The following is a 12,264-nucleotide window of genomic DNA, read 5'->3' on the forward strand; positions in this document are numbered from 1 at the left end:
GCATGCTGGGCCGTCACGGGACGTCCGTCACCCGGCGGCCTCCAGCAGGGCGTCGGTGCCGAGGGTCGTGGCGTCGAGGAGCGGCACACCGTCGATCGCGGCCGGCAGGCGCCAGCCGGGCAGGTTGGTGCTCCAGACCAGGACGGCATCGCTGCCGGCGCTCGCCTCGCGCGCGGCCTGCGCCAGGCGGGGCGGGGGCACGAGGGCGGCGAGGCGGTTCTCGGTGATGCCGAGCGAGGCGGATGCCCCGACGGCGATGCCGGCCTCTGCGAAGCGGGCGCCGACCAGGGCGGCCTCGTCGGCCCTACCCTGCACCACGAGGCCGAGGCGGCGGATCCCGCCGTCGCGGAGCCGCGCCCGGGCGGCGAGCGCCGTCGTCACCATCGGCAGGCCGGTGCGGCGGGTCACCGCCGCGCACAGGTCCTCGTCGGGGGTGAAGCCGAGGGCGGCGCCGCGAGTCGCGTTCCAGCACAGGGCCGAGACACCGGCATCGGCCAGGAGGTCGGCGGCGGCGAGGAAGACCGCCTCGTCGTAAGCCGCGCCCTTCAGCATCGCGCCGTAGGGCACGCGGGCGTAGCAGGCCTCGGCACGGCCGGCGGTGCGCGCCTCCGTCGCCCGTTCCACCACCCGGTTCGAGGAGGGCAGGATCACCCCGAGGGCCGGAACGGTCATCGTCTCTCTCCCTCGGTGAGCCGGCCCACCAGCAGGGCCTGGGTACGGGCGACGTGGGCGTGCATCAGCGTCCGGGCGCGCTCCGCCTCCCGCGCCCGCAGGGCCTCCAGGATCGCCCGGTGCTCGGCGAGCGATTCCGCCACCCGCCCGTCCGCCGCCAGGGCGAAGTTGCGCGCCCGCTCCAGCCGCGCGAAGGCCCGGCCGTGCGCCTCGGCGATGGCCGGGCTGCGGGCCGCCGTCACGATCAGCCGATGGGCCTGGCGGTTGAGGCGGGTATAGGCGTCGCGGTCGTCCCGCGCCGCCTCCAGGGCGTCCTGCAACCCAGCGAGCCGGTCGAGCTCGGCCGGGTTCATCCGCTCGGCGGCGAGGCCGGCGCAGGCGCTCTCCAGGGCCGCCTCCAGCTCGAACAGCGGCACCAGGTCGGCGGGATCGAGGCGGGCCACCAGGGCGGTCCGGTTGCGCCGAAGCGTCACCAGGCCCTCGCCGGCAAGGAGCTTGAGCGCCTCCCGCACCGGCGTGCGGGAGACGCCGAGGCGGGCGACCAGGTCGGGCTCGTTCAAGGCCTCGCCGGGGGCGAGCAGGTTGAGCAGGATCAGCCGGCGCAAGGCGGCGGCGGCCTGCTCGGTGAGGGAGGGGGAGGGGCGGGGCGGGGCGTCGGCCAGTGCCCGGTTCGGTTCCGTCACGGGCGCGCACTCACACCAGCCGCCGCGACAACCCGGTCACCCGCTCCATCACGGCGATCCCCCCGATCGTCGCGACGATCAGGATCCCGGAGAGCGCCGCGATGGTGACGTCGAGGCGGCCTTCGAGGTCCTGCCACATCCGGATCGGCAGCATGTCGGTCGCGGCGTCGCGCAGGAACAGCGAGACCGGGATGTTGTCGAACGAGGCCATGAAGGCGAGGAACCCGCCCGAGAGGATGCCCGGCCGGATCAGCGGCAGGGTGATGCGGCGAAACGTGTAGAACCGCGAGGCGCCGAGGCTCGCCGAGCCCTCGAGCAGGGCGGGCTGGAGCTGGGTCAGCGCCGCCACGGTGTTGCGCACCACGTAGGGCACGCAGACCACGGTGTGCCCGAGCACCAGCGTGGCGACCGAGACCGGCCAGCCCAGGAGCGAGAAGAACATCAGGCTCGACAGGCCGAAGGCCAGAGCCGGCAGGATCAGGGGCGAGAGGAAGAGGCTGTCGAGGAGCCGCGCCGACAGGCGCGGCGAGCGCGCCACCGCCAGCGCCGCCAGCACCCCGAGCCCGACCGCGAGGATGGTGGCCAGCACCGCCACCGTGAGGCTGTTCTTCAAGGCGTAGTGGAGCTGCCAGGCCTCCATCAGCTCGCGGTACCAGCGGAACGAGTAGCCCGGCGGCGGGAAGCGCAGGGACAGCCCGTCGGTGAACGAGACCACCAGCACGATGAGGGTGGGAGCGAGCAGCAGCACCAGGGCGAGAGCCGAAAGGGCGTGCAGCAGGCCCTCGAACGAGAGCCGGTCGAGGGCGCCCGGGGAGCGGGACATCGTCACTCTCAGGTCTGCGCGTAGCCGCGGGCGAGGCGGCCGAGCGCGTTGAAGCCGAGCACCACGGCGAGCACCGCGACGAGGAAGATCACCGACATCGCCGCCGCGAAGGGCCAGTTCTGCAGCGCGATCGCCTGCTGGTAGATGTAGCCCGGCATGAACAGCATCTGCCCCCCGCCGATCAGCGACTGGGTGATGAACCCCGAGATCGCCGCCGCGAAGGTCAGCACCGAGCCGGCGATCAGGCCCGGCAGGCAGAGAGGCAGGGTCACGCGGAGGAAGGTGCGCCAGCGCCCGGCCCCCAGGGCCTCGGAGGCGTCCCACAGGCTCGGGTCGATGCGCGCGAGCGCCGTCATCAGCGGCAGCACCATCAGCGGCATCTGCACTTGCGCGAGCGCCGCCACGAGCCCGCCCTCGGCGTAGAGCATCCTGAGCGGCGTCTCGATCAGACCGAGGGAGGAGAGCAGGGAGTTGATCACCCCCTGCCGCCCCAGGATCACGATCCACGCGAAGGTGCGGATGACCACGCTGGTGAGGAGCGGGGTCAGCACCGCCAGGATGATCAATCCCCGCACCCATCCCCCGGCCCGGGTCGCGACGAGCGCGAGCGGCAGCCCGAGGACGAGGCAGGCTGCCGTGACCTTGAGCCCGAGCCAGAGCGTGCCCAGCAGCACGCCGAGGCTGAACCCGTCGCCCAGGAAGGCCGCGTATTGCGACAGGCCGAAGGTCCCGTCCGCCCCCTGGAGCGAGAGCCACAGGAGCGCGACGAGGGGCGCGGCGAAGAACGCCGCGAAGAACAGCGCGAGCGGGCTTGCCAGCCGCAGAGGATAGGTGGTGACGTCCGGCAGAGCCACGGCGAAAATTCCTTACAACTTGATCTCGCGGTTGAACCGCTCGATCCAGGCCGGACGCTGGGCGTTGATCGTCTTCCAGTCCTGGAACACGAACTTCTTCTTCAGATCGTCGGTGTCCTTCGCCAGCACCCGGGCGATCTCGCCGGTCATCTTCACCTTGGTGTTGGTCGGCACGACGAGGTAGGGCGCCTGCATCAGCCGGGTCTGGACCGGCTCGGAGATCGCCGCCTCGATCAGCTTGAACGCCAGCTCGCGGTTGGGCGAGTTCTTCACGATCTGGATCAGGGTCTTGAAGGCGATGGCGCCTTCCTTCGGCGCCACGAACTCCACCGGCACGCCCTTGGCCTTCAGGATCTGGATCGCGTTGAAGTTGCCCGGCGAGATGTCGACCTGGCCCTGCTGGAACAGGGTGGCGAGCGCGCCGGGATTGGCCGCCACCGCCGACAGGTTGGGCTTCAGTTTCTCCATCGCCTTGAAGGCGGGATCGATGTTCGCCTCCGAGCCGCCATGCATCTTGGCGATCTCGACCATGAAGCCGGTGCCGAGCGTCGAGTTCATGTTGGTGATGCCGACCCGGCCCTTGTATTCGGGCCGCCACAGGTCGGCCCAGGAGGTCGGCGGGGTCTTCACCGTGTCGGGGTTGTAGGTCAGGCCGACGACCTGGAAGAAGGCGGCCGGGCCGTGCGGGTCCTGCGCGTCCGGGATCAGCTCCTTGAAGGCGGCGCTGCGCTCGACCGGGAAGGGCTCGACGAGGTCCTGGGCCAGAGCCGTCAGCGCCGGGCCGGGATCGTGCAGCATCACGTCGATCGGCGGGTTGGCCTTGGCGGCCGACACCTTGGCGATCTGGTCGACCGACAGCATCGGGTCGAGGACGATCGGGGCGTTGTTCGTCTCCTTGCGGAACGCCGGCACCAGCACGGCCTTGTGCGCCTCCTCCCAGCTGCCCGTGAAGGTGGCGAAGACGAGGGGCCGCGCCTGCGCGAAGGACAGGCCGGGAAACAGCTCCATCGCGCCGAGCGACAGGGCGGTGGTGAGAAGCGTGCGGCGGTCGAGCATCGGGAAACTCCGGGTGTGTCAGGCGGCGGCCGGGAAGGCGGAGGCGAGGCCGGGGGCGACGGCGATGCGCACGGGCGTGCCGGGCGGGCGCAGGGCGCCCCCGCCGAGGCGCGGCTCGGCGATCTTGAGCGGGCGGCCTGCCCCGACCCGGACCTCGTGCACGACGGTGGGGCCGAGCGGCAGGGCCATCTCGACCACGCCCGCGATACCGTCCTGCCCGTCGGTGAGGCGCAGGTGCTCGGGCCGCAGGCATAAGGTCACCCGGGAGCCCGGCGCGATCGGCCGCGAGAGGGGACGGGCGACGACCTCGCCGCCGGCATCGAGCGCGACGCGGGGCCCATCCCCGTCCTGGCCCAGCAGCACCCCCGGCACGGCGTTGGCGGAGCCCACGAAGGTGTTGACGAACAGGCTCTCGGGCGCGTCGTAGACCGTGGTCGGGGCGGCGAACTGCTCCAGCCGCCCGTTCGAGAGCACCGCCACCCGGTCGGAGAGCGACAGGGCCTCCTCCTGGTCGTGGGTGACGAGCAGCGTCGTCACGCCGGCGACGCGCTGAAGGCGCTTCACCTCGATCTGCATGTCGAGGCGCAGGTTCTTGTCGAGGGCCGCGAAGGGCTCGTCGAGAAGCAGCACCGCGGGGCGGATCGCGAGCGCGCGGGCCAGCGCGACCCGCTGCTGCTGCCCGCCCGAGAGCTGGCGCGGGTAGCGGCCGCCGGCATGGCCGAGCTGCACGAGGTCGAGGAGGCGCTTGGCCTCGGCCGCCTGCTCGGTCCGGGACGCCCCCCGGGCGGCGAGGCCGTAGGCGACGTTCTCGGCGACCGTCAGGTGGGGGAACAGGGCGTAGTTCTGGAAGACGATGCCGACGGCGCGCCGGCTCGGCGGCAGCGCGTCGATGACCTGATCGCCGACGATCACCCGCCCCTCGGTCTGGCGCAGGAAGCCGGCGACGATGCGCAGCAACGTGGTCTTGCCGCAGCCCGAGGGCCCGAGCAACGAGACGAGTTCTCCGCCCCGGATGTCGAGGTTCACGTTCTCGACCGCGACCGCGCCGCCGTAGCGGTGGGTGATGCCGTCGAGCACGACGGAGCGGCCTTCCGCCTGGGGTCGGGTGTGCGGGCCGGATGGTGTCACGGTGGCTGCTTCCTGCGGCATCGATCTTGCTGCCGGGGTGCAGCAAATCGTATGCCATTCCTGGGAAAGACCATGCCGCACTGCCACTTGACCGTCGGAGGACCCGCATGAACACGGAGCTGTGGCGCCTCTCCGCGACCGAGCTCGGCCGGCTCTTCGCCGCGGGCCGCGCCTCGCCGGTCGAGGCGCTGGAGGCCGCGCGGGCCCGCGCCGCCGCCTGGGAGCCGCACCTGAACGCGATCGCGCGCGAGAACCCGCGCGCGCGGGCGGAGGCCGAGGCGAGCGCCGCCCGCTGGCGCGCCGGGGCCCCGCTCTCGCCCCTCGACGGCGTGCCGATGACCGTGAAGGAGTTCCTGGTCACCGAGGGAATGCCCTCGACCTACGCCGAGCCGGGGGAGGCCGCGCCGGCCGGCCACGACGAGCTGCCGGTGGCGCGGGCGCGCCGCGCCGGCCTCGTGACGCTCGCCAAGACCACGATGCCGGAATTCGCCGTGCAAGGTTTCACGGCATCTGCCCGTTTCGGCGTCACCCGCAACCCGTGGAACGTCGCGCTCACCCCCGGCGGCTCGACCGGCAGGGGCGCTGCGGCGACGGCCGCCGGCTACGCGCCGGTCGCCCTCGGCACCGACGGCGGCGGCTCCCTGCGCCGGCCGGCCGGCCATACCGGCCTCGTCGGGCTGAAGAGCAGCCTCGGCCGGGTGCCGCGGCTCGGCGGCCTGCCCTCGCCGCTCCTCGATTTCGAGGTGGCGGGCGCGCTCACCCGCACCGTCGCCGACAGCCGCGCGATGCTCCACCTGATGCAGGGCGCCGATCCGCGGGTGCTGTGGTCGACCTTCGCCGCCCCGGGCCGGCCGGACCGGCCGCTGCGGGCCCGCTACGTCGAGCGCATCGGCGACGCGCCCCTCGACCCGGTCATCGCGAGCGCGTGCCGACGGGCCCTGACCGACCTCGAGGCGCTCGGCGTCGCGGTGGAGGAGGGGCCCTTGCCCTTCGAGATCGCCGCCCTGAACGCCCTGTGGCCGGAGATCGGCAAGATCGGGATCGCCCGGTTGTTCGAGGCCGATCCGGCCCTGGCCGCGCGAGCGAGCGCGCCGTACCGGGCGATGGCCGCCGAAGGCGCCCGGGCGCCCGCGACGCTGCTCGCCGAGATCCTGGAGCGGGTGCAGGCCCTGCGCAACGCCGCGAACGCGGCGTTCACGGAGGTCGACCTCGTCCTCACGCCCTCGGCCGCGGCGATGCCGTGGGCGGCCGACGCGGTCCATCCGGAGGTGATCGACGGGCGGCCGGTCGGCCCGCGCGGCCACGCGGTCTATTCGGGCTGGGTCAACGCCGCCGCGCTGCCGGGCCTGAGCCTGCCGGTCGACCCGGCACCGGACGGGATGCCGATCGGCCTCCATCTCGTGGCGGGTTTCGGCCGCGACGACCTGCTGCTCGACCTCGCCGAGGCGATGGAGGCGCGCCGCCCCTTCGCCGATCGCTGGCCCGCTCTCCCCGGGGAGGCGGCCCGATGAGCGCCGGCGGCATCTCGGTCCACGCCGTCGACGTGGCGGAGGGCTGCCCGGCGGTCGGCCTGAGAGTCACGATCCTGGTCCTCGACGGGACCGGCCCGCGCCCGCTCGCCGAGGGGACGATCGGGCCGGACGGCACCTTCGACCACCCGGTGGTCCGGGGCGTCGGCGTCGCGGCCGGCACCTACGAGGTCGTGTTCCACCTCGGCGCCTACTTCACCGCCGCCGGACGGGCGGGCCCGCATTTCCTCGACGCGGTGCCGTTCCGCTTCACCATCGTCGATGCGGCCGAGCACCACCACCTGCCGCTGAAGTTCACGCGATTTGGGTACGCGGTGTTTCGGGGTGTGTGAGGGCTGCTCGGCCCCCGCGCGCCGTTCTCTGCTTCGTCTCCCGGAGACTGTTTGACGAGCGAGATCGACGTGGCGATAGAAGTTTCTCTCCCACCCACGACCTCATCCTGAGGTCTGGAGTGGGACCGCGTCCCTGGATCAATCGAACAGGCTCTCAGTGCAGCGCCTTCGAACGGACCCGTCCGAAGGCGCTGGCTGAGCCCGAACGGGCGGCGGTATCGGACGGACCGCGCACGGGATCCCGGGATGATCGCCTCGACGCGGCCGCCGTGACGCCGGGAGGCACGGTCACGCGCAGGAGCGCTCCGATCGATCGACCGGACCTTGGGACGTCGCCCCGCCGAGCACCGCCAGCACCTCGCCGAACGGCACCGGCCGGCCGAGCAGGAAGCCCTGCGCTTCCGCGCAGCCCGCCTCCCGCAGGGCGGCGAGCTGCGCCTCGGTCTCCGCGCCCTTGGCGGTGACCGTCATGCCGAGCGCCGCACCGAGGGCGACGATCGCCGGCACGAGGCCTTGGGCTCCGGCGGAGGCCGCGACCTCGCGGTCGAGCTTGATCCGCCCGAAGGGCAGGCGCCGCAGGGCGCCGAGGGAGGAGGCGCCGGCACCGAAACCGTCGCAGGCGAGCCCGACCCCGAGCGCGGCGAGTTCGGCCAGCCGGCCGGCCCCGTCCGCGATCGCCCCCTCGGCGATGTCGAGCTCCAGGCGCTCCGGCGCCGCGCCGGTCGCCGCCAGGGCGGCCCGGATGGCGGCGGCGAGGCCGGCCTGGCGCAGCTGCGCGCCGCCGACGTTCACCACCACCCGGATCCCGGGCGGGAGCGCGCGGGCATCGTGGAGGGCGCGGCCCAGCACCCACTCGCCGAGCGGGACGATCACGCCGGTCTCCTCGGCGAGCGGCAGGAACGCCGCCGGCGGCAGCGGGCCGCGGGCCGGGTGGTTCCAGCGCAGCAGCGCCTCCACCGCCGCGATCCGCCCCTGCGCGAGGTCGAAGACCGGCTGGTAGTGCAGGACGAACTCGCCGCGCCGGAGCGCCACGCGAAGGTCGCGCTCGAGGCGCCGGCGCTCCTCGGCGGCCCGGTCCATGGCGGCGGCGAAGTGCCGGTAGGTGTTGCGCCCCTCCGATTTCGCCCGGTAGAGCGCGAGGTCGGCGCGCTTGAGCAGGGTGTCGCTGTCGAGGCCGTGCTCGGGCGCGAAGGCGATGCCGATGCTGACCCCGATCGTCGCCTCCTGCCCGCCGAGATCGACCGGAGCACGGAGCGCCGCGACCAGCCGCTCCGCCGTGGCGGCGGCGCTGCCGGAGCTCGCCTCGCCGCCGAGCAGGACCGCGAACTCGTCGCCGCCGAGGCGCGCCGGCAGGTCCTCGCGCCGCAAGGCGGCGCGGATCCGCCCCGCCACCTCGCGCAGGAGCGCGTCGCCGGCGAGGTGGCCGAGGGTGTCGTTGACCGCCTTGAACGCGTCGAGGTCGAGGCAGAGCAGGCCGCAGGTCCCGCCGTGGCGCGCCACGGCGGCGAGACGCTGGTCGAGGCTGTCGCGAAACAGTGCCCGGTTCGGCAATCCGGTCAGGCCGTCGTGCCGGGCGAGGTGGGCGACCTGCGCCTCCGCCGCCTTGCGGGCGGTGATGTCGGTGTAGGTGCGCACCGCCCCGCCGGTGGGCAGCGGCACGGTGCGGATCTCCAGCACGGTGCCGTTCGGCCGCTGGCGCTCGTAGGTGTAGGGATGGGTCGCGAGCGGCGCGCGCGCGACCTGCTCGCGCAAGGCGGCGTCGCAATGGGCGAAATCGTCCTGCGCGAGCTGATGGCGGCGGACCTCGTCGAAGGTCGGCTCGGCGCGCATCAGGTCCCGCGGCAGGTCGAGCAGCGCGAGGGCCCGCTCGTTGCAGACCCGCACGATGCCCGCCTCGTCGATCATCATCAGGCCCTGGTCCATATGCGCCAGGGTGGCGTCGAGGAGGGCGGTGCTGGCGCGCAGGCGCGCGGCGCTCTCCTGCAGCTCGGCCTCGGCGCGGGCCATCTCGGTCACGTCCTGAACGCTGCCGAACAGGGCCGTGGCCGTCCCGGCCTCGTCCTGCTGGCAGATGCCGCGCGAGATCACGACCCGCTCCTCGCCGTCCCGCCGGACGATCCGGGCCTTGAAGTGGAAGCCGGTCCGGTGCTCGCGCGCCGCCGTGACGAGGCCCGCGACCCGATCACGATCCTCGGGGTGGTAGTAGGACAGGGCCTCCGCGACGTCGGCGGCCGGATCGCCCGGCTCCCGCCCGTGCATCCGGCAGACCTCGTCCGACCAGGTCGTGGCACCGGACGCGAGATCGACCCGCCAGTGGCCGATCCGTCCCATCTGCTCGGCGAGCGTCAGGTTGCGGTTGGCGCGCGACAGGGCATCCTCGCTCGCGCGCCGGCGCCGGGCCTCGGTCTCGCTGGCGACGCGGGCCTCGTAGTGCCGGATCTGCGCCACCACGACCGCGGTGAGGTCGGAGAGGCGCGCGGTCTCGTCGTCGGTCAGCCGGCGCGGGACGGTGTCGGCGAGGCAGAGAGTGCCGAGCGGCAGGCCCGGCCGCAGCATCAAGGGGATGCCGGCGTAGAACCGCACGCTCCGCGGCCCGGTCACCAGCGCGACGTCGCGAAAGCGCGGGTCGGCCGCCGCGTCCTCCACCACCAGGGGCGCATCGCTCAGGATGGCGTGGTTGCAGAAGGCGGCGTCCCGGCCGGTGGGGCCGAACTGGATGCCCGCCGAGGCCTTGCACCACAGCCGGTCGGCATCGACCAGCGAGATCCAGGCATAGGGCACCCGGAACAACGTGCGGGCGAGGCGGCAGACCGCGTCGAAATGGTCTTCCGGCGGCGTGTCGAGGAGGCCGAGGGCGTGCAGCTCGGAGAGGCGCTCGGCCTCCCGCTCGGGACGAAGTTGCACCACGACGCTCCTTGCCGGCGGGGTCGGCGCCGAGACGCCGGGCGAGCCTCGACACAATGTCAGAAAAGTTACGAAGTCGTTAAAATCCCGCCGTCATCCCGCCCGACCATGGACGAGGCGACGTAGGCCGGGCGGCGTATCCCGTCACCGCGACGCCGGACGACGCGTGCACTCGCCGGACCCGGGCGATGAACTGGCATCGACCGGAAGGTTTTCGCTACCTCTACGTCGCGGGGCGGTCGCCGATCTATGGCGCTCACCCCGGATCCGCACCGTCCCGGACGGATCGCCCTCGGCGTCAGGCCGTCAGCGCCCGGCTGATGACGATGCGCTGGACGTCGCTGGTCCCCTCGTAGATCTGGCACACCCGCACGTCGCGATAGATCTGCTCGACCGGGTAATCGGCGAGGTAGCCGTAGCCGCCGTGGATCTGGATCGCGTCGGAGCACACGGCTTCCGCCATCTCGGAGGCGAAGAGCTTGGCCATCGCCGCCTCCTTGAGGCAGGGCTGCCCGGCATCGCGCAGGCGCGCCGCGTTCAGCACCAGGAGCCGGGCCGCCTCGATTTTCGTCGCCATGTCGGCGAGCCGGAAGGCGACCGCCTGGTGGTTCTTGAGGACCTGGCCGAAGGTCTCGCGCTCGCCCGCATAGGCCAAGGCCGCCTCGAACGCGGCCCGCGCCATGCCGACCGCCTGGGCGGCGATGCCGATGCGCCCGCCCTCGAGGTTGGCGAGCGCGATCTTCAGGCCCTCGCCCTCCTGGCCGAGCATCAGGTCGGGGGTGAGCTCCATCTCCTCGAACACGATCTGGGCCGTGTCCGAGGCGCGCTGGCCGAGCTTGTGCTCGATGCGCGCCACCTTGTAGCCGGGTGTCTTGGTCGGCACGATGAAGGCCGAGATGCCGCGCTTGCCGGCCTCCGGGTCGGTCACCGCGAACACGATGGCGAGATCCGCATTCGCCCCCGAGGTGATGAACTGCTTGGTGCCCGACAAAACCCAGGCATTGCCGGAGCGCCGCGCCCGGGTCTTGAGCGCGGCGGCGTCCGAGCCGGCGCTGGGCTCGGTCAGGCAGAAGGCGCCGAGCTGCTCGCCGCGCGCGAGCGGCCCGAGGAAGCGCGCCTTCTGCTCGTCGCTGCCGAACTTCAGGATCGGCATGCAGCCGACGGAGTTGTGCACGCTCATCACCGTCGAGACGGCGCCGTCGCCCGCCGCCACCTCCTCGATGGCGAGCGCGTAGGCGACGTGGTCGGCGGCCGCCCCGCCATGCGCCTCGGGCACCAGCATGCCCATGAAGCCGAGCGCGCCCATCTCGGCGATCGCCTCGCGGGGGAAGCGCGCCTCCCGGTCCCACGCGGCCGAGAACGGTTTCAGCCTCTCCTGCGCGAAGCTGCGGGCGGTGTCGCGGATCAGGATCTGGTCGTCGCTCAGCATCGCGCGGTCTCTTCCCTCGGGCCTCTTGCGTCGGTGGAGGCGTTCGGCGCCCATCCGGGCCGGCCTTACCGTCGAACCTCGCACCCTCGAACAGGTCCGACGGTGCTGCATCCTTACTTGGGCTGCATCCTTACTTGGGCTGCATGCGCAGTGCGCCGTCGAGCCGGATGACCTCGCCGTTGAGCATCGGGTTGTCGATGATGGCCATGGCGAGCTTGGCGTATTCCGCCGGCTTGCCCAGGCGGGAGGGGAACGGCACCGCGGCGCCGAGCGAATCCTGCACCTCCTGCGGCAGGCCGCGCAGCATCGGCGTCTCGAAGATGCCGGGCGCGATGGCGCAGACCCGGATGCCGGACGGCGCGAATTCCCGCGCCGCCGGCAGGGTCAGGCCGACGATGCCGGCCTTCGAGGAGGCGTAGGCCGCCTGGCCCACCTGGCCCTCGTAGGCCGCGACCGAGGCCGTGGAGACGATGACGCCGCGCTCGCCCCCCTCGAGCGGATCGAGGGCGAGCGCGCCCGCCGCGACGAGCCGCATCAGGTTGAAGCTGCCGATCAGGTTGACCTGGATCACCCGCGCGTAGGCCTGGAGGTCGAGGGGGCCGTTGCGACCGACGATCCGACCCGCCGTCGCGACGCCGGCGCAGTTGACCAGGATGCGGGCGGGGCCGTGTGCCGCCGCCGCCCGCGCGACCGCGGCCTCGGCGCTCCCCGCGTCGCCGACGTCGCAGGCGAGGGCGAGGCCGCCGATCTCCGCCGCGACCTCCGCGGCCGCTCCCTCGTTGAGGTCGAGGAGCGCGACCCGCGCGCCCGCCGCGGCGAGCGCCCGCCCGGTCGCCGCCCCCAGGCCCGATCCG

Annotated in this window: 11 protein-coding genes (1 of these 11 running past the window's edge); 2 read left to right on the forward strand and 9 right to left on the reverse strand. The window is 73.2% G+C overall.

All coding sequences use genetic code 11. The features are described from left to right. Window positions 1–27 precede the first annotated feature (27 nt). The 6 genes from DK419_RS06015 to DK419_RS06040 are packed head-to-tail and all read right to left on the reverse strand — an operon-like array spanning window position 28 to window position 5,216. Entirely contained in the window at window positions 28–672 is a 645-nt protein-coding gene (locus DK419_RS06015; protein WP_109958286.1) for an Asp/Glu/hydantoin racemase, read from the reverse strand. Beyond that, complete coding sequence (locus tag DK419_RS06020) at window positions 669–1,355, reverse strand: GntR family transcriptional regulator (protein ID WP_245442845.1); 687 nt, start codon at window positions 1,353–1,355, stop codon at window positions 669–671. Before DK419_RS06020 ends, DK419_RS06015 begins: the two co-directional genes overlap by 4 nt. Window positions 1,356–1,365: 10 nt before the next feature. After that, window positions 1,366–2,178 (reverse strand): ABC transporter permease, encoded by an 813-nt coding sequence (locus DK419_RS06025; RefSeq protein WP_167450829.1) that lies wholly within the window; start codon window positions 2,176–2,178, stop codon window positions 1,366–1,368. 8 nt (window positions 2,179–2,186) lie between these two features. Beyond that, on the reverse strand, window positions 2,187–3,041 hold the full coding sequence (locus DK419_RS06030; RefSeq protein WP_208642329.1) for an ABC transporter permease: 855 nt from the start codon (window positions 3,039–3,041) through the stop codon (window positions 2,187–2,189). Window positions 3,042–3,044: 3 nt separating this feature from the next. Next, window positions 3,045–4,088 (reverse strand): ABC transporter substrate-binding protein, encoded by a 1,044-nt coding sequence (locus tag DK419_RS06035; protein ID WP_109958288.1) that lies wholly within the window; start codon window positions 4,086–4,088, stop codon window positions 3,045–3,047. A gap of 18 nt (window positions 4,089–4,106) precedes the next feature. Then, a complete protein-coding gene (locus DK419_RS06040; protein ID WP_245442846.1) occupies window positions 4,107–5,216 on the reverse strand; it encodes an ABC transporter ATP-binding protein in 1,110 nt (369 codons plus the stop codon). A gap of 107 nt (window positions 5,217–5,323) precedes the next feature. Between DK419_RS06040 and DK419_RS06045 the strand changes: the two genes are divergently transcribed. Next, window positions 5,324–6,727, forward strand: coding sequence for an amidase (locus tag DK419_RS06045; RefSeq protein ID WP_109958290.1), 1,404 nt, complete (start codon window positions 5,324–5,326; stop codon window positions 6,725–6,727). Next, window positions 6,724–7,077, forward strand: a complete 354-nt coding sequence (locus DK419_RS06050) for a hydroxyisourate hydrolase (protein ID WP_109958291.1) — start codon at window positions 6,724–6,726, stop codon at window positions 7,075–7,077. Before DK419_RS06045 ends, DK419_RS06050 begins: the two co-directional genes overlap by 4 nt. A 288-nt stretch (window positions 7,078–7,365) precedes the next feature. Here DK419_RS06050 and DK419_RS06055 read toward each other — a convergent pair whose 3' ends face one another. The 3 genes from DK419_RS06055 to DK419_RS06065 form a co-directional block, all read right to left on the reverse strand. Continuing rightward, window positions 7,366–9,981: a sensor domain-containing phosphodiesterase gene (locus DK419_RS06055; protein ID WP_162561158.1), complete on the reverse strand. Its 2,616-nt coding sequence runs from the start codon at window positions 9,979–9,981 to the stop codon at window positions 7,366–7,368. A gap of 298 nt (window positions 9,982–10,279) precedes the next feature. Further along, entirely contained in the window at window positions 10,280–11,410 is a 1,131-nt protein-coding gene (locus tag DK419_RS06060) for an acyl-CoA dehydrogenase family protein (RefSeq protein ID WP_109958293.1), read from the reverse strand. A gap of 130 nt (window positions 11,411–11,540) precedes the next feature. After that, window positions 11,541–12,264, reverse strand: partial view of an SDR family NAD(P)-dependent oxidoreductase gene (locus DK419_RS06065; protein WP_109958294.1) — the 3' portion only. It continues 38 nt past the right edge of the window; the window shows 724 of its 762 coding nt (coding positions 39–762); its start codon lies off the right edge, out of view; it ends in the stop codon at window positions 11,541–11,543.

Origin of the sequence: Methylobacterium terrae, assembly GCF_003173755.1 — a bacterium.
Lineage (GTDB): Bacteria > Pseudomonadota > Alphaproteobacteria > Rhizobiales > Beijerinckiaceae > Methylobacterium > Methylobacterium terrae.